Annotated in this window: 13 protein-coding genes and 1 pseudogene; 8 read left to right on the forward strand and 6 right to left on the reverse strand. The window is 66.6% G+C overall.

Annotation, left to right across the window (positions count from 1 at the left end):
- Positions 1–31: 31 nt before the first annotated feature.
- The 5 genes and pseudogenes from BMY53_RS14075 to BMY53_RS14090 all read right to left on the reverse strand — a co-directional run bounded on the left by BMY53_RS14075 (position 32) and on the right by BMY53_RS14090 (position 13,640).
- On the reverse strand, positions 32–547 hold the full coding sequence (locus BMY53_RS14075) for a hypothetical protein (protein WP_092947101.1): 516 nt from the start codon (positions 545–547) through the stop codon (positions 32–34).
- On the reverse strand, positions 537–9,950 hold the full coding sequence (locus BMY53_RS14080) for a hemagglutinin repeat-containing protein (RefSeq protein ID WP_255370193.1): 9,414 nt from the start codon (positions 9,948–9,950) through the stop codon (positions 537–539). The genes BMY53_RS14075 and BMY53_RS14080 overlap by 11 nt, the downstream gene beginning before the upstream one ends.
- Positions 9,951–10,064: 114 nt before the next feature.
- Positions 10,065–10,133, reverse strand: a pseudogene (locus BMY53_RS26810) (ESPR-type extended signal peptide-containing protein); the annotation flags it as partial.
- A complete protein-coding gene (locus tag BMY53_RS14085; RefSeq protein ID WP_092947103.1) occupies positions 10,130–11,986 on the reverse strand; it encodes a ShlB/FhaC/HecB family hemolysin secretion/activation protein in 1,857 nt (618 codons plus the stop codon). The pseudogene BMY53_RS26810 and the gene BMY53_RS14085, both read right to left, overlap by 4 nt.
- Before the next feature lie 247 nt (positions 11,987–12,233).
- Entirely contained in the window at positions 12,234–13,640 is a 1,407-nt protein-coding gene (locus tag BMY53_RS14090; protein ID WP_092947104.1) for a cytochrome-c peroxidase, read from the reverse strand.
- Between the two features lie 234 nt (positions 13,641–13,874).
- Between BMY53_RS14090 and acpA the strand changes: the two genes are divergently transcribed.
- Positions 13,875–15,584 (forward strand): acid phosphatase, encoded by a 1,710-nt coding sequence (gene acpA / locus BMY53_RS14095; RefSeq protein WP_092947105.1) that lies wholly within the window; start codon positions 13,875–13,877, stop codon positions 15,582–15,584.
- Between the two features lie 72 nt (positions 15,585–15,656).
- On the opposite strand, the gene BMY53_RS14100 is transcribed toward acpA, so the two are convergent.
- Complete coding sequence (locus BMY53_RS14100) at positions 15,657–17,162, reverse strand: DASS family sodium-coupled anion symporter (RefSeq protein ID WP_092947106.1); 1,506 nt, start codon at positions 17,160–17,162, stop codon at positions 15,657–15,659.
- A gap of 94 nt (positions 17,163–17,256) precedes the next feature.
- Between BMY53_RS14100 and BMY53_RS14105 the strand changes: the two genes are divergently transcribed.
- From BMY53_RS14105 to BMY53_RS14135, 7 genes are all read left to right on the forward strand, one after another.
- Entirely contained in the window at positions 17,257–17,844 is a 588-nt protein-coding gene (locus BMY53_RS14105; RefSeq protein WP_177200877.1) for an alpha-ketoglutarate-dependent dioxygenase AlkB, read from the forward strand.
- A gap of 143 nt (positions 17,845–17,987) precedes the next feature.
- Positions 17,988–18,602, forward strand: a complete 615-nt coding sequence (locus tag BMY53_RS14110; protein WP_255370195.1) for a CAP domain-containing protein — start codon at positions 17,988–17,990, stop codon at positions 18,600–18,602.
- Positions 18,603–18,982: 380 nt separating this feature from the next.
- Positions 18,983–21,160, forward strand: a complete 2,178-nt coding sequence (locus tag BMY53_RS14115) for a S8 family peptidase (RefSeq protein WP_177200878.1) — start codon at positions 18,983–18,985, stop codon at positions 21,158–21,160.
- 234 nt (positions 21,161–21,394) lie between these two features.
- Entirely contained in the window at positions 21,395–23,593 is a 2,199-nt protein-coding gene (locus BMY53_RS14120) for a TonB-dependent receptor (protein ID WP_143074073.1), read from the forward strand.
- Positions 23,594–23,608: 15 nt separating this feature from the next.
- The gene (locus tag BMY53_RS14125; protein WP_143074074.1) at positions 23,609–23,908 is read left to right on the forward strand and encodes a hypothetical protein; all 300 of its coding nucleotides are present in this window, start codon (positions 23,609–23,611) and stop codon (positions 23,906–23,908) included.
- The gene (locus tag BMY53_RS14130; RefSeq protein WP_255370196.1) at positions 23,905–24,288 is read left to right on the forward strand and encodes a DUF4134 domain-containing protein; all 384 of its coding nucleotides are present in this window, start codon (positions 23,905–23,907) and stop codon (positions 24,286–24,288) included. Before BMY53_RS14125 ends, BMY53_RS14130 begins: the two co-directional genes overlap by 4 nt.
- Before the next feature lie 6 nt (positions 24,289–24,294).
- Positions 24,295–25,962 carry a PepSY-associated TM helix domain-containing protein gene (locus tag BMY53_RS14135; protein WP_092947111.1) on the forward strand — a complete coding sequence of 556 codons (1,668 nt, stop codon included), beginning with the start codon at positions 24,295–24,297 and terminating at the stop codon, positions 25,960–25,962.
- Positions 25,963–26,077 lie beyond the last annotated feature (115 nt).

Below are 26,077 nucleotides of genomic sequence, written 5' to 3' on the forward strand. Positions count from 1 at the left end.
CGTTTTCACGTTGCCAGTCGGGCCATTGTCGTCATGGGTGGAGAAACCTTGCCGGCGCCAGGATATGGGGCGGCCAGGGCTTGTATTGAGGGGTTCCCCAGTCCGCAGGCCAATCGGGATGCGCATCGAAGCCGTGGTCCACACGTTGCCGATAGACGCTCAATGGTCTCGGCCGGAAGGGTTCCTCCGGAAACAGCTCCTGCCACACCAGAAAGTGGAACCGGCGGAAGGCGCGGGTACCCAGGGCCTCGGACACGGGCCCGACGTCGGGCATCGTGTCGATACCCGGCAGCCAGCATCGGCCACAACCAAACCCGTGCCCCAGCATCAGCGCAAATCGGCAGGCCTCCCGGCGCTGATAGCGCCCCGTCGGTGTCCAGTATTCGGTGCCCGGGAGCAGCCAGGTCCGAATGGCGTAGAGCGCCTGGGCTTCGTCCCGAAGATCCAGCGCGAAGAACTCGTCGGCATAACCGTAGTGCTCGGCGCTGTCCACATCGATGTCATTCATGATGCCGGTCGTGTGGTTGGTGGAGATATCAATGAACATCTTGACCTCTCTTCAGTGGATCAGGCATTGCCACGCCTGTGGTCATGTCCGGAAAGGCGGTGAAAGCCTTGCCGGTCTTTGGGTCGATGCGCACTGACACACTTTGGGTCCAACGGTATTCGCCGATGGGAACGTCGGTTTCTCGGTTCCGCTTGGTGTTGCCGGTATAGCCCTCACCCACCGGTCTCGCAAAGACGATACGGATGTCTTCATTGGCGTACTTCAATGGATTTGCCGCGTAAATGGCTTCCGCCTCTCGAATGGCAACCTCCATATCCGTCGCATTGAAAAACTTCGAAGCATTGACCGGGGCACCCTTCCTGCCAGTCTGCGGATTCGTCCCCGTCATGGCGCGCTCATATTGCTGCGCCAGTGTCACGTACGGACCGTGTTTGTCGCTGTAATGCGGGTTCGAAGTGCCATTGGCTTGATCGATCTCAATCTTGTCCCGCAAGGCCAGCGTCGACTCGGTATTCGGATGTGAACTGTGCGGCTCGGCGCCGCCGTCCCGGTCCGCGTTGTTCTGCACCCGCTGCTCATGGATGAGCTTGCGCTGCGCTTCGATCTTCGCAGCGGTGGCCCCTGGCGCCATGGGTCGGTTGGGCCGGGCGCCGGCCCCATCCAGCATCGCCAGGGCGCCCAGCACATCAGCGCCTGTACCCGCGCGGAAGTCCTGGAGGTCCTTGGCCTCCTGAGCCGTCAGCAGGCCCATCCGAGCGAGTTCGTCGGGCGAGATGTAGGTGCGTCCCAGCGCCTCAGCCGCCTCGTAGGCCAGCAACTGCAGGCCGATCTTGTACTTCTCCTGCGCCTGGCCGATGTGATTGGCAGTTTCCGGCTGGAAGCGCATCTGGCCCAGTCCGTCAGGGTTGGCCTGCAACTCCGCCAGATGCTCCTTCACCTTGGCCAACTGGGCACGGCACAGTTCGCTGCCACCATCCAGACAGGCGTCCTCCACCGCAATATTGCGCAGCTGTGACCGTTGAATCGCCTCGGCCTGCGCCTCCTTTTTGCAGGCCTCGGTGAGGCAGTCGTTCAACCGCTCCCGCAGCTTCAGCAACTCCTTGTGGGTAAGGTAGTTGCCGGTCACCTCGTTGAAGGCCACGGATGCACCCGAGCCCCCACCCACCATGGCACCAGCAGCCGAGCTGGCCAGGGCGGTAAGCACCTGCGTCAGCGTCGGATCCACGCCGGCCTGGGTCAGCAGGGCATCCACGCGGGGCGCGATCCAGGTGCCTGCGGCTGCACTGAGCGCGCCGGACACTCCGCCCGACAAGCCGCCCACCGCCGTATGCGCGGCCAGACGGAGATTCCCTTCGTCTCCCCAGTCCCGCTCCAACCGCAGGGCCTGCTGGGCCAGCGCATCGCGGCGGGCCGTATTGGGCTCCTTGTCGGCCTGGGCGCGCAGGTCTTGCGCCTGGGCCATCTTGCCTGCGGCATAGTCGCCGATGACCTGCGACGCCATGGAACCGAACTCCTGCAGTCGCTGGCTTTGGGCCTGTGCCCGCTGCTGTTCGGCGGCCATGTCCAGCATGGCGAAGCCGTCGGGCGCCTGGTCACCAGTGCGGGCTGAGCTGTTGCCGGCCTGTCCGCTCACGGCCGCCTGCGTCACACTGTGCACGCCACCCGAATGACCGGCCACCCCCGCCGACCCGTTGGTGGTCTGCCTGCCCTGCGCGGAGGTGGACTGCCCGCCGGCCGCACTCAGCGCCTGGCTCTTGTGGCTGCTGTGGTTGTGCACATCACTCAACACCAGGCCACCACCGGCCTGCAGACTGTTCTGGCCGTCCTGCACGGCGGCCTCGGTGCTGGTGATGACACCGCCCTGCAGCACGGCCTGGCCACCCACCGTTACCTGGAAGCCGCCATTGCCGGCACGCACGCCACTCTGCTCCCGCACCGCTGCCTGCTCCCCGCGCGCGCTGGACTTGCCGGCCGAGCCCGCCAACTTGTTGGCGCCCAAAGACACACTCGCCTGATGCGATTGGCTGTCGAAGCGGTTGCTGTCTTGAAGGCTCTCAACCAGCAGCTGGCCCGCCACATCCATGCGGACGGTCTCGCCCGCCACCACGGCCCCGCGCAGGCTCGCATCCGCCCCCGTACGGATCTCCACAGACGACCCTTCGATGTGCGTATTGCGCTGGGTGACCGACGCGCTGCTGGAATGGCTGACTGCGGTACTGGCCTGCGCGGTCCAGCCGGCACTGATGCCATTGGTGCCCAGGCCCGCGCTGGCACCGACCGATGCGCCACTGCTGTGATGGTCGTTGCGGGAGGAGGTGCGGTCCTGCGCACTGCTCAGGTCAATGGCCCCCTCGGCAGCCAGCGACACCAAGCGCCCCGCCGAGACATCGGAGCCCTGGATGCGGATCGTGCTGTCAGCGCCGTTGCCCTGAGCCTTGATGCGCACGTCACCGCCGGCCTCCACACGGCTGGCCTGAGCCGCCTCGGTTTGCCAGCGGTCTTCGCTGCTGGTGCGGCTGCTGCCCAGTGACGCGCCCAGCGATAGGCCGCCGCCCGAGACCAGTTGCTCGCTCAATGCCGCCGGTGCCTGCACCACCCGCCCCGCCACGGTGGCGACACCCATCACCTTGGACTTCAGGTCAGCCCCGCTTCCCGCACTGCCCACGCTGCGGGCCAGGCTGCTGACTGCATCAAAGACCGGGCTGCCGATGGAGATGGCCAGCCCGCTCTGCCGGGACGACTGACTGCGGGATTGCGTCGATGTGGCGGTCACACTCCCGATGTTCACCTGGGCAGCCGTGATATCGATGTCCCCACGCTGTGCCGCCACGGTAGACCCCGACTGTCGATAGTCGCCACCCGCCACAATCGCCACATCACCGGCCACGCTGCCGACCGTGGTGCCAGCCACCGATTGCCATTCCGAGACCTGGGCACCGCTGGCAGATTGCCGCCCCACCGAGAATCCCCATCCGGACTGGGCGCCCATGAGGCCGGACCGGTCCACACTGCGGGCCTCGCTGCGCTTCTCGCTGTCCATCACCGACGTCAAGGCGACATCCCGTCCGGCCGCCAGGCGCAATGCACCGTCCGCAACCACTTCGGACGCGATCACGCTCAGGTCCCTGCCCGCACTCACGCTGGTAGTGCCTCCAGAGACAGAAGATGGTATGGCCCAGGTCTGTGCGGCGGAGGACTGCGACCGTTCGGTCGTGCTGGACAGGAAACCACGGCGGGTGGTCTTCCACTGGCTGTCGCTGGAGACTTCGGCCGTCCCCGCCTCCAGTCGCACATCACGGGCGGCGGACAGTTGCACTGCGCCATCGCCAACGATGACAGCGGCCCGACCGCTCAGGTCCTGGCCTGCGCTGGCCTGCAGGGCTCCCTTGGCCTGCAGTTGGCTTCCCATGTCGGCAGCACTGCGCTGCGCCTGATGGTTGTCCTTGTTGAAGATCCACTGGTCGCTGCTGGTGGCACGCAGACTTTCCAGCGCGAGGTCCCGCCCCGCCTGCAATGCCATGCCGCCGTCCTGCCCCGTCTGCCGCAATTCCGCCGCCGTCAGCGTCAAGTCGCGGCCGGCTGTTAGCACCATGTTGCCGCCGGCGTCCAGGCGGGTCAGACGGTCCAATACGGTTCGATGGCTCTGCGCGGTATCGGCATGGCCAGCTGTGCTGCGCAGCGCCAGATCCCCACCCGCCTGCAGACGCAAGTCGCCGGTAGAACTGATGGCGCCACCTTGCACCCGAAGATCCTCCTCGGTGGTGAGCGCCAGACTCGCTGCCCGCAGGCTGCCCGAATGGGTGGCGGACTTGGCCTGCACCTGCAGCGCACCTCCGGCGTGGATGCTGCCCTGGTTCAACAGTTCCCCGCCAAGCGCGATGCGGATTCTGTCCCCAGCAATCAGGGCGCCCTCTGCGGACACGTCTTCCGGCCGTGGCACGACATAGACCTGTGGCACCAACACACGTTGCTGGCTGCCATCTGCCAGCGTCACCGTCTGCTCGACCAGCCACACCAGATCGGATGTGAGCAGGGCCATCTGGTCCGCACTCAGCGCCACACCTGGCTGCAATTGATGCTGGCTCGCAAAGCTGGCACCTTCGGTCATCAGGGCGCGGTACATCGCCTCGTCGGAATCGAAGCCATCCAGATACTGGCTGCCGGTGAGCCGCCGGAGCTGCTCCCTCACCAGGCGCTGTTCATAAGCACCATCTCCCAGCCGCTTCTGTGCGGACTCGATCTCCAGCGCCAATGCATTCAGCAGGAAATCACTCGACAGCTGCGAACGCTGCCCGACAAATCGCGGATCGGTTTCAATCAGGAAGGATGCTGTCGCCTCCGGCCTCACCGCATGCAGGCTGTTGGTGGGGAGTCGAAGATCAACCGGCACGGCCTGCAGCGAGCCGTTTCCGCTGCCGATGCCACCAAGGCCAGGCAGCGGCAGCGCGCTGGGGGGCCCACCCGCCCCACCACTCGGTAAACCACTCGGTAAGCCACCCGGCAAGCCACCGTCGCCCACGCCCATTGACGGCCACGACCCGGCACCCCCACCAGGGCCCGCCGAACCACTCCCAGCCTCCCAGGCCTGCTCCAGCCTGTTCAGCGCGCCCTGCGCACCGTCGGCAGCATCTGCTGGTCCCCCAGCCGGCCGGCCGCCAAGGGCCGGACGAGACCCCGCCGCCTGTGCCAGCGTGGGCAAGGCCAGGGACACGGTATGGGCCGTCACGGCATGCACCTTGGCATGGTCGATACCGGTGTTGGGCACACTGCTGCCCAGGTTGTAGGTGCGGTAGCGGTCGCCCTCCTCCCTGTCCTGCAACTGCACCAGAACACCTTCATTCCTCAGTTGGTCGGCCTGGATGTCCACGCCGTCGCGGCCCACCACCTGACTCATCTGATTGACCAGTTCTCCACCACGGATAGAGAGCTGACCACCCACCACGATGCGGCCCGCCGCGCTCTGGGTGACCCGGGCCTGCTGCTTCGTGGTGGTCACATCCACAAAACTGAACCCGCCCACCAGACGCTGGTTCGCATCCTCATAGAACGCGGCCATCGCGTCATCCAGAGCGGTGTCGTTCCCGGGGGTGACCCCGAAGTCTGACCAGATGCGGTCGTCATGCGCGTAGTGCTGCCCTTTCATGAGCACGACGTTGCATTCGCCGCCGCACACTTCCTTCACGTAGTCCGCACTGCGCAACCAGACAAAGGCGCGATCGGCACTGCCGCCCAGCTCCCCACCGTCACCACCCAGGTAGCGGTTGAAGATCTCGTTGGGATATTGAGCGGACGGCAGCAGCAGCTTGCGGTTGTAGGTATCCTGGGACCAGCCGCTCTGCGCTGGCGTGAACTCATAAACAAAGGGCTCCAGCGAATCCTGGGCCTGGCTTCCCCAGGGGCTGTACCAGCCTTCCGGAATCTCCCCGACCTTCCATAGCACACGGACTTCATCGGGCCGGTAGGTTCCCTTGCCGTCCGGCAGCTCAAAATGCGTGTCGCGCGTCGAGGTCTCTGTCAACGCCCACTGCAAATACGGATTGAGGTTGTGCAGACTGGCCGCTTGCAGGTCGAGGTCGCCTCGCACATCCAGGGTGCCACCGCTGTTCACCACGGTCTGGGCAGTGATGGCCATGCTGCCACCTGAACTGATGGAGGCCAGGCTTTCCAGTACACGGGGCGACTCTCCATCCGCCATTGCCGCGTCGGCCCCGGCATGGATGCTCAGGTTGTCCAGGCGGTCCTGCAGGCTCAGACGCATGTCACCGGCGGATTCGATGTTGGCGTTTTCGTTGCGCAGCGAACCCGCATTCAGATCCATGCGCCCCTCCGAGAGCAGCAGCGCACCTTGCCGGTTCACCAACTCCCCAGCCACGTCCATGGCCAGCGTCTCACGGGCTGCCACCACGGGCGAATGTCCACCTTCTTCGCCGTTGAGCATTTGCCCAGCCTTGATGCTCAGCTCATCACCAAACAGTTGGCCGGTTCCGAGGTTGAGCAGTTCGCCAGCATCCACCCGAACCGCACCCCCATCCACCGTGCCACGGTTGATCAGGGTTCCAGTGGTGGACACGGCCAGCTCATTGGCTGACAGCGCGCTGCCTGCGAGCAGTTCGACTTCCCGTGCGGTGATGTCCAGCGACTGGCCACCGTGCAGTTGGCCCTCATTGATGAAACGGCCCGTCGTCGTCAGTGCCGCAGCGCCGGCTGACGCCAATTGGTCGCCTTGGCGATGAGTGTGGTCACCCGCCAGCGTCAGTTGCAGATCACCCGCACTGAGCACCTGGCCACCCGTGTTGTCCAGTGCCCCTGCGTTGAGGCTGAGCCATTCATCGGCCAGCAGCCGCCCGTCCCGATTGTTGAGAACCCCGCTTTCGCCATTGGTGTCCTTCAGCGACAGTTGCACAGCGCTTGCGGCGACTTCGCCCGATGTGTTGTCCAGCAGGAGTGCTGACAAGGTGATCCGGTCAGCCGCCACCATGCTGCCGCCGTGATTGGACACATCCGCTCCCGCTCGCGCATTGACGTCGGCGGCACTGCTGGCGATAAGGCCTGCGGTGTTGTCGATATTTCGGCCCGTCTCCAGATGCACCGCGCCTGCCGCCATGAGCGTGCCGCCCTGGTTGGTCACGTCCTCTCGCGCATGGATGGTCAGGCCGCCGTCGGCCACCAGCGCGCCCTGGTTGTTGTCCAGGCGCTCAACACCGACAACGGCGGTGCCTCCCGCACGCACTCGGCCACCGTCCGCATTGAGCAGAGACTGGCTGTGCATGGACACATCACCCTTGGTGGACAACGACGCGCCGCGGTGATCAATATGGTCGGCGCCCCAATGCGCCTCGCCAGCCTGGGTGATGGCGCCTCGCAGTGAGGCCTGGCCGGCGGCGTCGAGCTGAAAGACCTGGCCGACCTCCAGCCTGGCGTTGTCCAGCAGCAGCGCACCCTGGCTCGCCAGCAGCGTGAGCGAGTCGGTAGCCATCTGGCTGCCGCGCAGGTCCATGGATGGTGCCTGCACGCTCACCTGACCGTCTGCCATGAGTAGGCCGGTGTGCGAGAGCGTCCCGGTGGAGACCAGATGAAGCGAGCCCCCCGAGCCACGCGCATGCGGCTGCGCCTCCTCCCACCCTGCTGCAAACGCACCTGTACTTTGCAAAGACGTCGTTTGCACCTGGAGGTCGCCCCCGGCCAGGACCGTGCCGTGGTGCTCCAGCTGATGGGCGAGCAGCTGAACGTCGGCTCCGCCCAGAACCGTGCCGGTGTTGCGCCAATTTTTCGCCTCCACAGCGAGGCGATCGCCAGCGATCAGCGCGCCGTTCTGCTGCAGCTCATCCACTTGCAGCCCCATGGCGCCGGCCGCATGGACCTGGCCGTTGCCGGTATTGAGCAGTTGGTCGGCCTTCACCGTCCATTGCCCTGCCTGCAGCAGGCCGTCGCGGTTGTCGAGAACCTGCGTGCGCACCGCAGCCGCACGGTCCACCCAGAGACCACCGCCCACGTGGGACCAAGACCCGGCCGAAACGAGCAGCTCCCCGGTGCCCAGCGCAGCCGCGTCGCTACGCAGCATGTTCCGGATCTGAAGATCCGTTCGCTCCTGGACCTTGGCGGCGACCGTGGTCAGGTCCAGCGCCCCGGCCGACACTTGCCACCCCCGCGCGGCCAACTGGCTACCTGCCAGCGCAGCGGTGTCAGACACCTGTAGGACGATGTTGTCCTGCGCCTGCAGCGTGCCGCCTTCCTGGCGCAGCGTATCCGCCTGGATGCGCAGGTCCGCACCGGACAGCAGGGTGGCGCCATCCGCCCGCAGACCGGCGGTCTGCAGTGCGAGCTGGGCTCCCTGCAGATGTGCCCGCGCCAGATCGGCTTCCCTCGCCTCCAGCGTCAGGCGGCCATTGGCGCTCCATTGCGATCCTCTGGCTGAGAGCTGGTCGGCCACCACCGCCAACGTTTGACCCTCGTGGTGCTCGACGCGGGCGCCATCCGCATTCAAGGCGGGTGCGCTCAAGCTCAGCGAGGCCGCATTGCTGCCGATACGCGCGCCGTCAATCGTCAGGACTTCGGTGGCAGCAAGGGCCTGCGGCGCAGGGCCCAGATGCAGCCACTCCGCCCCACGGCCATCGATGCGCGGCGACTGCAGATCCAGCTGCTGGGCGGACAATCGGGACAACGGGCTATTCAAGGCCTCACTGGCCTGGACCTGCAGGAGGTCCGCAGCCGCCATCACCGCGCCCTCGGCATTCACCCGTGCGGCCTTCAGATCGATCTGCTGCGCAAAGGCCTGTGCCTGGTTCAGATCCAGCTGCGTGCCCGAGGCCGACAAGGACCCGCTGCTCAGCAGCTGCCCGGCCTGCTGCTGCCCGGCTTGCGCCTGCAGCCGCAGTGCAGCGCCTCCTGGCGGCGCCAATTGCCCGTTGGATGCCTGCCATCCGGCGGCCGTCACGCTGCCGGCAGTGCCGGTGAGGCGGTCCGCCTGCAGCGTGACCGAGCCGCCAGCGGCGATCCAGCCTTCATTGCGCAGCTCACCGGCCCGCACCACCAAGGCGTCATCGGTCGTGGCCAGGGCCTGCAGGCTGCCGGCGTTGTGCAGCTGGCCATGAATGTCCAGGCTGAGTTGGTCCGCCATCATCCGGCCGTGGTGGCGAACACCCAGCCCCTGCTCTGAAGCGACCAGCCTGATGCGCTGGGCGTAAAGGCCCCCCAGGGCTGTGCTGTCCAAGGCGTGAAGCGGCGCGGATTCAGGCCACGTTGACGTGGACGGCGACGTGGACGGCGGCGTGGATCCCTGTGATGGAGGCGATGTCGCCCCCGGCATCGATGCACCCGTCTGCACCTCCAGCGCCTTGGCCCAGACGCCTGCATTGAGCGTAAGGGCCCGGGTCAGGATCGCGGTGTAGTCGGCTTGTGACGCGTCCAGGCCAAGGCCATCGACCTGCACACGCCCGCCTTGAACATCGAAGCCCTGCACCGAGCCATCCTCGCCCCAGTGCGGCCGGCCGGTGGTGAGGGTGACCCGGTTGGCATTCAGGAAGCCGCCACCGTCGATCTGCAGCCCCGTCGGGTTGGCGATGATCACATCGGCGGTTCTGCCCGCCACCTCCACAAACCCGTTCAAGCGCGTCGGTTGCAGGCTATGTACCTCGTTCAAGATGACGCGGGCCTCGCCGCGCGTCAGCCACGGGTTGCCCGCCACCGCACCGCCGAGTTGAGTCTGCGCCGCAGCCCGGCTGTTGTTCAGGATGAGCCCTTGGCCAGAGACATCCATCTGGCTGTAGCGGTTGTGGGAAACCCCCGCCGCACTGGGCGTCTGGATGTTGACCACCGGTTTGCCGTTGGCGGTGGTCAGCACCGTCGGCTGCTGATGCCCCGGCGCAGTGGTGTCGGCCTTGACCTGCGCGCGGATGGCCCCGGGATGAACGGCCCATATCAGCATGGCGATGGTGGCCAGCATGGGATGTCGAAGCGGGCGCGAAGGCGCTGGCCTGGGGCACGGTGTCTGGCCCGAGGGGCCGCGCCTTGCCCGGCGTGCCGCCCTCGGCCGACCGCCGGGCGAGTGACTGTGGCTGGCCTCGGAGACCACCATCCATTGGCCCCGCGAGCGGTTGAAGATGATTCGGTATTGCTGTTGATTCATGGCGAGAAACTCAGGTTGAAGCCGGCCAGGGGCTGGGCGGCACTGTGGGAATCGGAAGCCCGCACCGGGGCGCCGGCAAAGACATCCAGTTGGAAGGGAAGCGGGCGGCTGCCGGACAGGCGCAGACCCAAGGCCAGGCCGACCAGGTGCTGCACGCGCCGGCCGTTGGCGCCCGCCGTGCGTGCCTTCACCGCACCGGCGTCCAGAGCCAGATAGAGGGCGGCCGCTGCGCTGTGGGCGGACAAGGGCAGTTCGGCTTCATGGCGTGCCAGCAGGCCGTGGTCGCCGGACAAGGCGTGGCGGGCATCGGTACCCCGCACCGAGTAGCGACCGCCTACAGAGAAGCGGTCCTGGGAAATCAGGGCGCGCAGCGCCATCTGGCCGCGCCACTGGGCAGACAGGCGCATATGCCGCCCGCCCAGGGGGACACCGCCGTTGATGGAGAGATCCCCGGTGACCACACGGGCGCGGCCAAAGCCTTCACCAAAGGTCTCCTCGGGCGCCTGCAAGGCATGGAACGCCCCGGTGCCCCGACGCAGGCCGGCAGAGGCTTCACCCCGCCAGGCGCCCGCCATCTTGCGAAGGCTCAGCCCCAGTTCCACGCCCCCTGCGCGGCGGCGCTGCACGTCCACCTCGGTGTCATCAATGAAGTTGCGGGAGCTCCGTCCCGTCAGCCGCCACCATGCACTGAACTTGTGCCGGCCATCCCGCCACAGCAGCCGTGTCAGCTTGAGGTCGCCCTGTGCGCTCTGCCCGCGATAGAGGTAGTACTGATAAGCACCCGCCACGACCTGCCGATAGCCCTGCCGGCCCAGGTTCAGCCCCACCAGCCAATGCCGCCAGGGCCACGAGTAATGCAGGGAGAGCCCATGGCTGCCACCGCGCGGCCCGGGCACACCCTGCATCGTCCTCACCAGATCGCCGGCATCCCGTTGCCAGGTCAGGTAGAACAGATCGTTGAACCACAGCGGCTGGTCCAGGGTGCCCGTGATGGCCAGGGGGAATCGCCCAGTGCCTTCGCTGCCACTGTCGTCCAAGGTCCATTGCAGCCGGACGGCGCGTCCGCCCTGGTAGTGCACCAGGATGTCGCTGTACCCCGGGGTCGGCTCCTCGGCAGCAGGCGCAATCTGGAGATCGGCGGACACACCCGGCACTCGCTGCAGGTTCTCCAGCGCCTGCTCCAGTTCGCGCAGGTCCAGCAGGTCGCCCTCGCCCAGATCCAGCGCATTGGCCAAGCGCAGGGCGGGCGAACTGCCCGCCACCACACGGATGCGATGAACCCGCCCGGCAATGATGGTCAAGCGCAGGTGGCCTGTGCTGAGGTCTTGTGCCGGTGCGAGCACGCGGGTGGTGACGTAGCCAGCCGCAATCAGCGCGTCCTGCAGACGGGCCGCCAACAGGGCAATGCCCGCAGCACCCAGACACCGACCTTCCGGTGCATCGTCCTGCTTCGTGCCGGCAAGCGCATGGCGGTGCCGAGCCAGCGCTGGTGCTGCTTCCACGCCTTCGATCAGGACCTGAAGAATGGGGAAGCAGGGAGACTCGTGGCGTGGCAGGCGCCTGGTGCCCGCCGGTGACGCCACCTGCACAGAATCTGGCGTCTCCAGCGTGACGTCGGGCTGCCGCGCGAGCCGCTCCTGGCGCTCAAGCCGGCGCTCCTCCTGCGCTCGCCACTGCTGGTCTTGCCGCTGCGCCTGGGATTGAAGCGGGCCATCCGAGGGGCCGGCCGAGGGACCAGCAGAGGGAACGCCGGCCTGCGCCTGGGCGCCGCCCGGGATCAAGGAGACAAGGACGACGGCCGCGCACAGCAGCAGAACACGCGCGGCAGACCATGAGCAGACAAGCGATGGCATCGGGCACCAGACCTGGGTTGGACAGGCCCGGCTTGGCACGCAACGGTGCCGCCCCGGGCGGCTGCGATGCGGCTCAAGGCCGATCGCAACGGGTTACCAGGGACTTTGAAGACTGGCGCCGCAGCTGCCCATCGCGCAGAAGGCGGCATTGGCGGGGGATGCTGCATCCCCCTCCGATCCAATCAGAGACGTTCATTGGCCACCGCTCTCCCGAACGGTCGATCCGCCTCTCAACGGCTCCAGCGCCTTACCGCATCGGCAAAGCTGCCTCGGCAAGCGCCGCCGCTACTGCTGCCTTTGGCGTAAACGCAGACGCAGACGCAGACGTAGGCGCAGATGCAGATGCAGATGCAGAAGCAGGCGCATCGTTGAGGGTCTTCAGGAAGGCCACCACATCGGCAATCTCCCGCTCCGTCATCGCCGGCTTTCCACCGGGTGAGCCGCCAAACGGCGGATCGGTGTTGATGTTGTCCTGGTAGGCCACAGGCAGGTCGTTGTACTTGTGAACATGGCCATGCCCATCACGCGGATAGAACCGCTCCGGATGCACATCGCGCAGCACATAAAAGCGCACGGCTTCGTCCAGGCCCTTCACCACGCCGTTGTGGAAGAACACTTGTCGGGTCGCCACATTGCGCAACGAAGGTGTCTTGAACAGGCCGCAATACTCGGCGTGCTGTTTCAGGTCTTCACGCACCGGCCCGCACAGACCCATGTCGAACCAGCCCGCCTGGCGGTTGGCCGCAATGGCGGCGTTGCGGGGCACACCCAGCGCGATATGGCCCATGTCGGTGAACAGCGGGAAGGCGCCCCGCTTGACATCGCTCGGATGGCACGACGCGCAGTTGCCCTTGGCCTTATCGTTGAACAGCGCCAGTCCTCGCGCCTCGGCTGGCGTCAGTACGGCCCTGCCGCGCAGGTAGGCGTCATACCGGCTGCTGAAGGGTGCGAAATCGCGTGGGCTCTGCTGAAACACCTCCAACGCCAGCACCAGACCATTCCACGCCTGCGGGCCGTGCTCGAACACGTGCGGCCCGAAGGTATCGCGCATGGCCGCTGCCGAGCCCGACGCCGCCAGCCGGCGCAACACCGCCGTCCTATCCGTATTGGCCATCTCGAAGGGCGACAACAGCGGCGCCTCGGCCTGCTCGTGCGCAGAGCTGGCGCGGCCGTCCCAATCAAACCCGCCCGTGGGCCCCTGGTCTTCGGCATCGTTGCCGTCGTTGTCGAAAAAGTGCTCGCTGAACGGCGGCGTGGTCTGCCGGTACATCAGTGAAGGCACTGCGCGCAAGCCTGGCTGGCCGCCACCCGGGCCTCCCAGCTGAACCGCCAGCGCATTGGCTGGCCCATAGGCGTGGGCCGGGTCATGGCAAGACGCACAGGACATCCGGCCGCTGCCGGACAAGGCGGTCTCACGGAACAGCTGCCGTCCAAGCGCGGTCAAGGCGGCGGCATCCGGCTTGCGCTCAAAAACGGTGGCGTAAAACGGCGTTGCGGGGGCAGGTCTTGTCTCAGCGGTCGCAACAGTCGCAACCGTCGCAGAAGGCCCAGAAGGTGCAGAAGGCGCAGCCGCCGTCGTCGCCCAGCCGGCGCGGGCATGCAGCAGGACCGGCCCCAGCAGCGCGACCACTCCTGTCAGCAGCAGCGCCGCCATGGCCTTTCGGCGCCTCAACACAGAAATACGAAGAATCGATGACACGGTCACGAAGCAACCTCACAGAAACACAGAGAACACGTCGAGCAACACAACTGGCGAGAACACAACAAGCGCTTTGCCCACTGTGCGCGCCTGCTGTGTACCCAAGCGTTGTGACACGTACATGTCATGTGACAGCAGCAACCTGCGCGGCGTTCGCTTTTTCCGAACTGATCTTCTCAGGAGACCGATATGACGTTCCCTTCCCGCCCAGTCCGCTCGCCCCGCCTCACGGCCGCGCTGACGCCGATCGCTTTGGGCGCCCTGCTGACACTGGGTGGTTGCTTTGACGGTGGCAGCAGTTCTTCGGTGGACACCACGGCTGCCCTGCAAGACAAGGTGCAGAACATCGTGGTGATCTATGCCGAGAACCGTGCGTTTGACAACTTGTATGGTCGTTTCCCCAACGCCAACGGGCTGAGCACCGTCATCAACACCGACGGCTCGGTAACCTCGGCCTACATTGCGCAGAAGGACCGCGATGGCAGCACGCTCGCCACGCTGCCACCCGTCTGGGGTGGCGTCACGGCGGCCGGCAGTTCGGTCACGGTCACGCAGGCCCAAAGTGCAGGCCTGGCCAATGCGCCGTTCAATATCGGCACGGCCTTCCAGGCCAGCGCCAATGCCACCATCGACGGCAGTGTCATCACGCGTGACCTGTATCACCGCTTCTACGAGAACCAGATGCAGATCAATGGCGGCAAGAACGACCAGTTCGCCGCCTGGGGCGACTCGGGCGCGCTGCTGATGGGCTACTTCGACTACAGCAGCTCGCCGCTGTACAAGCTCGCACAGCAATACACGCTGGCGGACAACTTCTTCCAGGGCGCATTCGGGGGTTCGTTCCTGAACCACCAATACCTGATCTGTGCCTGCGCACCGGAATATCCCGGCGCGGATACCGCCACCGCCAAGCCCACCATCACGGTTCTGGACAAGAACACGGATGGTTCCTTCAGCAGCCACCTGACGGTGGACACCACCAAGTCCAAGGCTTCCGCGCTGGATGCCGCGCCCGTGTTCGTGCTGTCGGGCAACATCACGCCGGCCAACTATTTCGGCGACGGCAAGTTCTACGCCGTCAACACCATGCAGCCGCCCTTCCAGCCCAGCGGCAATGCCCCGGCGGACGTGACCGGCAACAACGCCCTGTATGCCGACACCAGCAAGGCCACCACGCTGCCGGCGCAGACCCAGCAGAACATCGGTGACCTGCTCTCCGCCAAGAGCGTGAGCTGGGCCTGGTATGGCGGCTCCTGGAGCAATGCGCTGAAGGACGGCATGCAGGCCCCCACCGCCAAGCGCACCGTCCTCTACGCGGCCAACAGCAGCGGCGTGGCCAGCACCGATGCGGTGGACTTCCAGGCTCACCACCAGCCGTTCAACTACTACGCCAACATGGATCCAGTGACACACGCCACCGACCGCAGCTCCCATCTCAAGGACTACGACAACCTGGTGGCCGATGCCGCCGCAGGCGCCCTGCCCGCCGTGTCGTTCTACAAGCCCGAAGGCCTCTACAACCAACACCCGGGCTACGCCAACATTGCCAATGCGGACCAGAAGATCGCCGACCTGGTGGCCAAGCTGCAGGCCAGCCCGCAGTGGAAGAACATGGTGATCGTCATCACCTATGACGAAAACGGCGGCCAGTGGGACCACGTTGCGCCCCCGACGGGCGACAAGCTCGGCCCCGGCACGCGCATCCCGGCGCTGGTGATTTCGCCTTTCTCCAAGATGGCCACGGTGGATCACACCCAGTACGACACGGCCTCGGTACTGCGCCTGATCACCCGGCGTTTCGGCCTTTCCACCCTGCCGGGCCTGGCGGCACGGGACAAGGCGCTGACCGACAACGGCGGCAAGGCCATGGGCGACCTGACCAACGCGCTCAACCTCTGATCGGGTGACGCAGGCGCGCGGCCACGCAGACGCAGGCAGTCAGCGTGGCCGCGCCCGTGCGGCCTGCACGCATCACCAGAACCCCAGCAGCTTCCACCACGCGCTGCCCACCACGGCAAACACCAGCAGCTCCAGCAGGCACATCACAAAGCCCACGCGCCACCAGTTGCCCATGGTGACGTAACCGCTGCCGAAGATGATGGGCGAGGTGCCGGTGGCGTAGTGGGTCAGCGTCATCATGATGGCCGAGCCGGCGGTCATCATGAGCATGAAGGGAATGACGTACGCCGGGGGCAGCAGCTGGGCGCCCACCGTCAGGAAGGCCAGCAGCATCGCGCTGATGTGGGCGGTGGTGCTGGCGAAGAGGTAGTGCGAGAACACAAACGCCAGCACCAGCACCGTGGCCACCGGCAGCCAGCCCAGGCCGCTGGCCTCGATGGCGTTCTTCATGCCGTCGGAAAACCAGCTGATCACACCCAGCTTGTTCAACTGCTCGGCCAGCATGACCAGGGCGCCGAACCAGACCAGGGTGTCCCAGGCGCTTTTCTCCGACAGGACGTCGTCCCAGTCGATGGTGCCGGTGATGATCAGCGCGAACAGGCCCAGGAAGGCCACGACCGTCGGGTCCAGCGTCCAGGCGGGCCCCATGATCATGGCGGGCACATTGGCCCAGAGCACCAGCAGCAGCCCGAAAGTGCCCAGCATCACGCGCTCCTTGCCGGACAGCGGCCCCATGCGGGTCAGCTCCGATCGAGCGAAGGTGACCGCGTCCGGCGTGGTGGTGAGGCTGGGGGGCGACAGCCAGTAGATGACCAGGGGCATCAGCAGCAGGCACAGCAGGCCGGGCAGCAGCATGCACAGTGCCCAGGTGGTCCAGCTGAGGTGGAAGCTCTGGTGCGTGGCCTTGGCCACGTAGTCCACCACCAGCGGGTTGGGCGCGGTGGCGGTGAGGAACATGGCGGAGGTGATGGGGTTGGCGTGGTAGTTCACCAGCGCCAGGTAGGTGCCCACCTTGCCCTGCGTGCCCTTGGCGGGATCGGAATCAAACGCCCCGGCGATCGACCGCATGATGGGGTGGACGATGCCCCCGCCCCGCGCCGTGTTGCTGGGCGTGAAGGGGGCCAGCACCAGTTCACACACGGTCAGTCCGTAACCGATGCCCAGCGTGCGCTTGCCCAGCAGTGCAATGAACATCAGGCCGATGCGATTGCCCAGGCCGGTTTTCTTCAGCCCGCGCGAGATCAGGATGGCCACCACGATGAGCCAGATCAGCGGGTTGGCGAAGCTGCTGAGCGCGTCCGCCACGGCACCCTTGGACGAACTGGCCGTGACCTGTGACAGCGACACGATCACGATGGCCATCATCGCCATCACCCCGATGGGCATCACTTTGAGGATGATGGCCACGATGGTGGTGAGGAAAATGGCGACCAGCCCCCAGGCCTTGGGCGTGAGGCCGGCGGGACAGGGAATCAGCAGCAACCCGAACAGCACCGCCGTGGTGATAAGGGCTGGAACCAGCCGGAACGGAACGGCTTCGTTGAAATAACGAAGCATCGACTTCACACGCTCAAGCATCTGCTCTCCCTGTTGATGTCTGGTATGCGAACGATTCTGCCGCAGCCAAAACCCGCGGCCGTCGCGGGAACCTCGGACAGGACAAAATCCAGGCATGCAGTCCGGACTCTTCGACGACCTGGTCATCCCTGCCGACAGCCTGCCGGTGGGCCTGCGGTATGAGGAGGCGTTCCTGTCCGCAGACGAAGAAGCCGGGCTGATCACCCTGCTGCAGTCGCTGCCGCTGGCGGCGGCGAAATACAAGGCCTACACCGCCCGCCGCCAGGTGCTGAGTTATGGCGGCAGTTACGACTACGACGCCAACCGGCTGGACCCCGCCCAACCGCTCATCGAGGCCCTGCATCCGCTGCGCGACAAGGTGGCGGCCTGGGCGGGCGTGCCACCGCAGGCGCTGGTCCATGCGCTGGTGGCGGCCTACGCCCCCGGCACGCCGCTGGGCTGGCACCGGGACGTGCCGGACTTCGAGGCGGTGTACGGTGTCTCGCTGGGCGCCAGCGCCGTGCTGCGTTTCCGGCCCTACCCGCCCACACAGCCCCGGCGCCAGGACATCATCCGGCTGGCGCCGGCGCCACGTTCCATCTATGCCATCACGGGCCCGGCGCGATGGGAGTGGCAGCACAGCGTCGCGCCGGTGGATGCGCAGCGCTGGTCGGTGACCTTCCGCACCGCCCGTCGGCGCTGAAATCGTGCCCGCGCCATCCACACCGCGCCCGGCGTCCTCACCCGAGGGGGAGATTCATGAACAATCGCACAGCATCGTGGCGCGGATCGGACGTCCTACGTTTGGTTCCAGACGTTTCAACCATCGCTTCCTATGATCACACGATGGACACCCATTCGACACAAATGCGCGCATGCCCGCCTGCCCAGGGCCGCCTGCGCAAGGCCGCATGGCCCGCCCTGGTGCTCACCCTGACGCTGGCCGCCTGCGGTGGTGGCGGCAAGGATGCCGACAGCACCGACACCGGTGGCACGCCGGATGTGCTGGGCACCTGCGGCCTGGCCACCCCTTCCGAGTTCCAGAAGGACTTGCTGGCCCGCATCAATGCCTTGCGCGCGGCCGGCGCCGACTGCGGCTCCGGCGGTGTGTTTGCCGCCACCGACCCGGTGACCTGGAACGACCTGCTGGCCCAGGCTTCGGACGACCACGCAACCGACATGTCCGCCAAGAACTACTTCAGCCACACCAGCGCGGATGGCCGGACCCTGGGGGACCGGGTCACCGCCGTCGGCTACCCGTGGAGCGCGCTGGGCGAGAACATCGCCGCCGGCCAGGACACCGCCGAGTCGGTCATGGCCGCCTGGAAGGGCAGCCCGGGCCACTGCGCCAACATCATGAGCCCGTCCTTCAAGGAAGTGGGCGTGGCCTGCGAGCTGGCCGCTGCCACCACCAACACCTACAAGACGTACTGGGTGATGGATCTGGGCACGCGAAAGTAACAGCACGCAGCACTTCCACCCGGCCCCGCGCTGGTGACCTCGGTCACCGTGCCGGCCGGGCATTCCTCACGATCGGCTGTCCGCAACGTACCGGCTACAGGTTGCGGGCTACGGCCTACGGGTTACGGGTTACGGGTTACGGGTTACGGGTTACGGGTTACGGAATGAGGCTTGTGTTCAACCTGACACGATCGCCTCAACATTCGCAACTTTGTATCCAGACCCCTCGGCATAGACTGCGCTCCGCAGCATAGTGCTGCGTCATCGTGCTGCGTAAAGTAGGGGATCTCATGTCGTTGCTGCGCCGTTCTTTGCTATTGCCCACCATGCTTGTCGTGGCCGGCCTACTGGGGGCTGCGGCCTCCGGAGAGCAGAACAATTTGCCCACGAGGCGTACACCCGCCGTGGATGCGACCAGCACCTCGGCACGGGTCATCGTCAAGTACCGCAACAACGCGTCCGTGCTGTCCACGGGCCGCGCCACCGCACAGAGCAGCAGCGTCAGCGCCCATGCCGGCCCGCAACTGGCTTCCACCATGGGTGGGCGTCTGGGCGTGGCCCTCAGCGACGGCCGCCCCCTCAGCGCCAACAGCCAGGTGCTGATGGCCAGCGGCATGAGCTCGCAGGTGCTGGCCGACAAGCTCGCCACTGACACCGACGTGGAATGGGCCGTGGTCGATGGCCGCCGCTTCGCGCTGGGCACCTACACCCCCAACGATCCGCTGTATGCCGACAGCCAGAGCAGCGCCACGCCGGTCGCCGGCCAGTGGTACCTGCGCGCGCCGACGACCAGCATCAAGTCCGCCATCGACGTGGAAACCGCCTGGGCAACCACACAGGGCGACAGCAGCGTGGTGGTGGCGGTGCTGGACACCGGCATCATCAAGACCCATCCGGACCTGGCCTCCAAGCTGGTCTCGGGTTATGACTTCGTCAGCGACACCAGCGTGGCCAATGACGGCGACGCCCGCGACAGCGATCCCTCCGACCCGGGCGACTGGATCACCACCGCCGAGAACGCATCAGGCACCTTCAAGGACTGCGGTGCCGGCGACAGCAGCTGGCACGGCACCCAGACCGCCAGCCTGATCGGCGCGGCCACCAACAACGGCGTGGGCATGGCGGGCGTGGCCCCCAATGTGATGCTGATGCCAGTGCGGGTGCTGGGCAAGTGCGGCGGTTATGACTCCGACATCATCGCGGCCATGCGTTGGGCCGGTGGCCTCACCGGCTCGGGCGTCACGGCGCCCACCACGCCAGCCAAGGTGCTCAACCTCAGCCTGGGCAGCTCCGGCACCTGCAGCGCCGCTTACCAAAGCGCTGTCACCGACCTCACCGCCGCAGGCGTCGTGGTCGTGGCCGCCGCCGGCAACGATGGCCTGGCCGTGGGCACCCCGGCGAACTGCAGCGGCGTGATCGCCGTGGCGGGCCTGCGCCACAGCGGCACCAAGGTCGGCTTCTCGGACCTGGGCACCGCCGTGACCATCAGCGCGCCGGCCGGCAACTGCGTCAACAGCTCCGGAACCTGCGTCTACCCGATCATCACCGCCACCAACACCGGCACCACCTCGCCCACCACCAGCACTTACAGCGACGGCACCAACTACAGCGTGGGCACCAGCTTCTCCGCCCCGTTGGTGTCCGGCACGGCCGCGTTGATGCTCTCCGCCAGCAGCAGCCTCACGCCGGGCCAGGTCACCACCCTGCTGAAGAGCTCGGCCACGGCATTCCCGGGCGCCGAGACCGGTGTCTCCGCCTGCCATGCACCGACCAGCACCGCGCAGACCAGCGAGTGCTACTGCACGACCAGCACCTGTGGCGCCGGCATGCTCAACACAGGTGCGGCCGTGGTGGCCGCGAAGGCTACCGCCCCGACGCCGGTGCTCACCGCCTCCGCCAACACGCTGCTGGTGGGAGAAAGCCTCTCGCTGGACGGCAGCAGCTCCACCGCCCCGTCGGGCCGCACGGTGGCCAGCTACCTGTGGCAGATCACCAGCGGTTCCGCCAGCTTCAGCAGCTCCACCACCGCCGCCAGCACCACCTTGCTGACCACAACCACCGGCACGGTGACCGTGAAGCTGACGGTCACCGACAGCTCGGGCTACAGCGCCAGCACCAGCCAGTCCTTCACGGTCGCGGCCGGCAAGCCCACGGCCAGCTTCACTGCCTCCACCGCCACGCCCTCCGTCGGTGCCACGGTGACGCTGGATGGCAGCGCGTCCAAGGCCACCTCCGGTGCCAGCCTCACCGGATATCTGTGGGAGATCACCTCAGGGACCTCGCTGGCCAGCTTCAGCGGTTCGACCACCACTGCCAGCACCACCCTCAGCGCCACGGCCGCCGGCTCGGTGACCGTGCGCCTGACGGTGACCGACAGCAACGGCTACACCAACAGCACGACCCAGGTGCTGACGGTCAGCGCCTCGGCGGCCAACACCACCACATCGAGCAATAGCGACAGTGGCGGTGGCGGCGGCGCGTTCTCGGCGTTGTGGGCGCTGGGCTTGCTGATCCTGGCCCTGATGCTGGGCCGCCGCCCGGTTGCCCAGCGCCGCTGAGCACCAGGCTCGACAGTCAGAAGCCGCCTGCGGGCGGCTTTTTTCATGGTGCCTCGGGTCGGCTGCACGGGCTCGAAAGTCGGGCTCGATCGTCGGCGCCCGATCGGACGGAGGTCGGGCGCGGCCCCTCGCTTTGTACAGAGTCGTGTCAGGGGTTTATCGCCATGTAAATGCGAATGTTTCTCATCTAGACCGGGATAATGCGCGGGTTTTTACCAGCATGACCACCACACGATGATGACTCCGCAGTTACCTCGCCGGGCCGTGGCCCTGGCGTGCCTTGCCACCCTCACCTGCAGCCTTGGCGCCCTGGCCGACACCGCCACGAACCATCCCGCCAACGATCCGGCCGCCCCAGCCGCAGGCACTTCAGCCCAAGCCGCTACCGCAGCGGCCTCCCCGCCCACGCCCATCTCCGCCTCCGCCCCGGCGGATGGCAAGGCCGTCCTCCCGGCCGTCAAGGTGTCCGGGAAGTCGGACGACCAGGCCCAGGTCGCCCCGGGCGGCAAGGTCGCCACCGCTGCCCATCTCGGCCTGCTGGGCAACACCGACGTCATGGACGCTGCCTTCAACATCACCAGCTTCACCGCCGAGTTGCTGAAGGACCAGGCAGCACGCACCGTCGGTGATGTGCTGCTGAATGATCCCTCCGTCCAGTACACGACCAACAGCGGCCACCTGATCGAGAACTTCACCATCCGCGGCTTCGACGTCGCGGCCACCGACCTGGCCTTGAACGGCAGCTATGGCCTGCTCTCCACCAACCATGTACCGGTGGAACTCCTGGAGCGTGTCGAGCTGCTCAAGGGCCCCAATGCCTTGCTGGGTGGCCTGTCGCCCAGCGGCGGCGTGGGCGGCATGATCAACCTGGTAACCAAGCGCGCCGGCACCACGCCGCTGACGGAACTGACCACCTCCTACTCCTCCGGCTCGTATGGCCAGGTGCAGCTGGATGTGGGCCGCCGCTTCCTGGACAACAAGCTGGGCGTACGCGTCAACGCCGTCTACGGCGACGGCGAGACGGGCGTGAAGGACCAGGAGAAGGGCCGCAAGCTGATGGCTGTGGCGCTGGACTACCAGGGCAGCGACTGGAACGCCTCGCTGGACGCCTATGCCAACCGCGAGACCATCGACAACGGCAGCCCCGGCATGTATCAGATGACGACGCTGGGCCAGGTCGTGACCCCGCCGGACTCCGACACCAACATGTTCCGTGGCACGCACGGCCAGGCGGATGCCTATGGCGCCCTGTTGCGTGGCGAGTACCGCATCAATGACAAGCTCAGCACCTACGCGAGTGTCGGCGGCTCCAACACCACGGCGGATGGCCTGCAGTTCGGCACCCGCGTGATCGTCAAGAACACGGCGGGCGACGCGGCGGGCTACATCTACAACATCAGCCAGATCACCCATTCACGCACGGGGGAAGTGGGCCTGAATGCCCAGTTCGATACGGGTGTCGTCCAGCATCGCTTGAACCTGGCGGCCAACTTCATGAGCTACGACTACTGGCTCGCGAATGTCGCCATCACCAACTACGCCCAGAACATCTACAACCCGGTAACGCCGGTGTTCCCGGCCACGCCGACGACCGTGCCGCAGAGCCGTGACGACGAATACAGTGGCCTGGCGATGGCCGACACACTGGCCATGCTGAATGACCGCCTGCTGGTGACCGTGGGTGGCCGCTACCAGCGGGTCAACAGCGAGCATGCCTTCAGCCCGGCGGTGGCGGTGGTGGCCAAGCCCTTCGGCGAGAACGCCTCGCTGTATGCCAACTACATCGAGGGCCTGTCGCCCGGCGCCACTGTGGGCGTGGGTTATGCCAATGCCGGCGAGACCTTCTCGCCCTACAAGACCGAGCAGATGGAGGCCGGGCTCAAGCTGCGCCAGGGGGGCTTTACCCACACCTTCTCGGTGTTCCACATCACCAAGCCCTCGGTGGTCACCAACACCGCCACCAACACACAGACGGTGGACGGCAAGCAACGCAACCAGGGCCTGGAGTGGAACGTCGCCGGCCAGTTGCTGAGCAACCTCACCCTGCAGGGCGGATGGTCCTACACCGAAGCGGTCTATAAGCGCAGCGCCACCGCGTCGCTGACCGGCAAGAGCGCCTATGGCGTGCCCACACAAGCCATCAGCCTGGGCGCCGAGTGGCAGACACCGCTGCCCGGCGTCAGCCTGAACGGCCGCGTGATCCATACCGGTGAGCAGTGGCTGAACTCAGCCAACACACTGCGCCTGCCGGCCTGGACACGTGTGGACCTGGGGGCCTCGTACAAGACCAAGATCGCGCAAACTCCCGTGGCCCTGCGCGCCTTTGTCGAGAACGTCGCGGACAGGAACTACTGGTCGGGCGTCTTCAACGATGGCTTCGCCATGCTGTCCTCGCCTCGCACGGTGCGCTTGAGCGCCACCGTCGCGTTCTGACCGATGGCCTGGCTCATGCTCGCCCTGTTGCAGGGCCTGGCCGGTGCGGTGATGGTCTATCTGGCCTCACCGCACCAACGGTGGTGCGCCGTGGCATGGCCCCCGGCAGCACGCTGGAGCGGCCTGGCCGTCTGGCTGCTGTCCCTGGTTCCCTGGTGGCAGGCCATGCGGCCACTGGCCGCCGTGTTTGCCTGCTGCGCCTGGTCCATGCTGCTGTTCGGCGCGCTGCCGGCCGTGGGGGCCTGGTGCCAGGTTCGCAAAACGCGGGGCACGCCGGAACGGCGGCCCGCCATGGACGGAACGAAAAGCCGATGACCCACAACACCGTGCAAACCCGCGAGCACACCCGCGAGAAAACCAGCGAACACAGCAGTGAACCCAGCAGCGACCACAGAAGCGCAAGGAGCCCGGGAGAGCCCCCCATCCAGCGCCATTGGTGGGCCAAAACCATCGCTGGTGCGGTGCTGGGACTGAGTCTGGGCATCGCGACAGGTGGTGTCTACAGCCGCTTCAGCAGCGGCCCGCCCATGCTCACCTCGCAGATTGCCATGTGGATGGTGGCACCGGTCTGGATGACGGTGCTGAGTCTGGTCTTCCTCTTCCGCAATGGCTGGCGCGCCTGGGCCTGGCTGCTGGCCGCCAATGCCGCAGCCTTCGCCGCGCTCTTCATCGGCCGGCCTTTGCCTACCTTCTGATTCCGCATGCGCGCTGACGTCATCCGCCTCTACAAGAGCGTCCATACCTGGACCGGCATCGTCGCCGGCATGGCCCTTTTCATCGCCTTCTACGCGGGCGCCCTCAGCGTCTTCAAGATTCCGATCGCCCGCTGGGCGTCTCCCCCCTCCCCCGGCGTCGAAACGGTCGCGCTGGCCGACGCGCCTGCGCTGATCAACGCCACGCTGCGCCAGCGGCCGCAAGCGGCCAAGGACTTCCATCTCTACATCGAACCCGGTGAGCATGTCCCGGCGCGCATGGGTTGGTCGGAACGGCCGCCCGGCCCGCCGGGCGAGGACCACGACGACAGCCACGCCCGGCACTTCTCCGCCACGCTGCTGCGCATCCAGAGCGAGTCCCCCTCCGCCCTGCCCGACTTCATCGACACGCTGCACCGCGTGGTGGGCCTGCCGACCGACACGGACAACCACCGCCGCCTCATGGGCGTGATAGCGGCGCTCTACGCGGTGGCGCTGGTGTCCGGCCTGATCGTGCTGCTGCCGACACTGGTGAAGGACTTCTTCGCCCTGCGCCTGGGCAAGAACCTCAAACGCATGTGGCTGGACGCGCACAACGTGGTGGGCCTGATGAGCCTGCCTTTCCATATCGTCATGGCGCTCACGGCGGTGGTGTTCGCCTTCCACGACGACATCTACGACATCCAGGACAAGCTGTTCCACCACGGCCGCCTCAACGCCGTGTGGGCCGGCCCTGCAGCGGCGAAAGCGGCCGCACCGCCACCGCCGCGAGATGTTTCCACCATGCTGCCGCCCGCCCAACTGCTGGCCCAGGTGCATACGCTCGCCCCCGACTTCCAGCCACGTGCCATGCAGTACTTGCAGGTCACCGGCCCGAAGCCGAGCGTGCGTGTCTGGGGCATGGACGCGCGGGACATTGCACGCTCCAGCCGTGGCGGCTTTGTGGCGCTGGACCCTTACACCGGCCGCGTGCAAAACCAGGACCTGCTGCCCGGCCACCAGTCCGCCACGGCGGCCACGCTCACCAGCTTTTTCACGCTGCACTTCGCCACCTTCGGCGGCGACACCGTCCGCTGGATCTATTTCGTGCTCGGCCTGGCCGGGGCCTTCCTGTTCTATTCGGGCAATCTGCTGTGGGTGGAGAGCCGGCGCAAGTCACTGCGGCGCGGCCAGCCAGCGCCGGTGCAAGCGCGCTCGACAGCGATCATGGCGGCGTTGACGGTTGGCGTGTGCCTGGGCAGTGTCATCGGCATCTCCGCCACAATTGTTTCTGCCAAGGCGCTGTATGGGGTGGTGGACCACCTGCCGGCCTGGCACATGGGCGCCTATTACGCCTGCTTCTTTGGCAGCATCGCGTGGGCGCTGTGGGCGGGTGCGGGCCGCGCTGGCGTGCACCTGCTGCGGGCAGCGTCGTTGACCACGCTGGCCATTCCGCTGAGCTCACTGGTAGCGGCCTTCTGGCCCTCCCCGACGCGCTGGGTTCACACCAGCCTCGCCGCTCTCGGCGTGGACCTGGTGGCGTTGGTGGGTGCGGCCATCTGGTGGTGGCTGGCCCGTGTCACCGCCCGGCGTGTGCGTCACGGCCGCACCGACAGCGTCTGGTCGGCTCCGCCAGGTCTGCGCGCGGCGTCGAGCGAAGAAGTGAACGGGGCTGGCTGCCAGCGAAGCTCGGCGTAAGGTCCGCGATAGAGGGCCGCGCTTAGGCGACCGAGCTTAGACGGCCGACCTTAGACGTCCGCGTGTAAAGGACCGCGCTTAAAGGACCACGCTTAAAGGACCACACTTAGAGGAC

Origin of the sequence: Roseateles sp. YR242 (genome assembly GCF_900109745.1) — a bacterium.
GTDB lineage: Bacteria > Pseudomonadota > Gammaproteobacteria > Burkholderiales > Burkholderiaceae_C > Roseateles.

What these genes read in the sequence shown, in the direction of transcription:
- BMY53_RS14075 (WP_092947101.1), bottom strand. Translation starts at nt 547, where the DNA reads ATGTTCATTGATATCTCCACCAACCACACGACCGGCATCATGAATGAC.
- BMY53_RS14080 (WP_255370193.1), bottom strand. Translation starts at nt 9,950, where the DNA reads ATGCTGGCCACCATCGCCATGCTGATATGGGCCGTTCATCCCGGGGCC.
- BMY53_RS14085 (WP_092947103.1), bottom strand. Translation starts at nt 11,986, where the DNA reads ATGCCATCGCTTGTCTGCTCATGGTCTGCCGCGCGTGTTCTGCTGCTG.
- BMY53_RS14090 (WP_092947104.1), bottom strand. Translation starts at nt 13,640, where the DNA reads ATGGCGGCGCTGCTGCTGACAGGAGTGGTCGCGCTGCTGGGGCCGGTC.
- acpA (WP_092947105.1), top strand. Translation starts at nt 13,875, where the DNA reads ATGACGTTCCCTTCCCGCCCAGTCCGCTCGCCCCGCCTCACGGCCGCG.
- BMY53_RS14100 (WP_092947106.1), bottom strand. Translation starts at nt 17,162, where the DNA reads ATGCTTGAGCGTGTGAAGTCGATGCTTCGTTATTTCAACGAAGCCGTT.
- BMY53_RS14105 (WP_177200877.1), top strand. Translation starts at nt 17,257, where the DNA reads ATGCAGTCCGGACTCTTCGACGACCTGGTCATCCCTGCCGACAGCCTG.
- BMY53_RS14110 (WP_255370195.1), top strand. Translation starts at nt 17,988, where the DNA reads ATGGACACCCATTCGACACAAATGCGCGCATGCCCGCCTGCCCAGGGC.
- BMY53_RS14120 (WP_143074073.1), top strand. Translation starts at nt 21,395, where the DNA reads ATGATGACTCCGCAGTTACCTCGCCGGGCCGTGGCCCTGGCGTGCCTT.
- BMY53_RS14125 (WP_143074074.1), top strand. Translation starts at nt 23,609, where the DNA reads ATGCTCGCCCTGTTGCAGGGCCTGGCCGGTGCGGTGATGGTCTATCTG.
- BMY53_RS14130 (WP_255370196.1), top strand. Translation starts at nt 23,905, where the DNA reads ATGACCCACAACACCGTGCAAACCCGCGAGCACACCCGCGAGAAAACC.
- BMY53_RS14135 (WP_092947111.1), top strand. Translation starts at nt 24,295, where the DNA reads ATGCGCGCTGACGTCATCCGCCTCTACAAGAGCGTCCATACCTGGACC.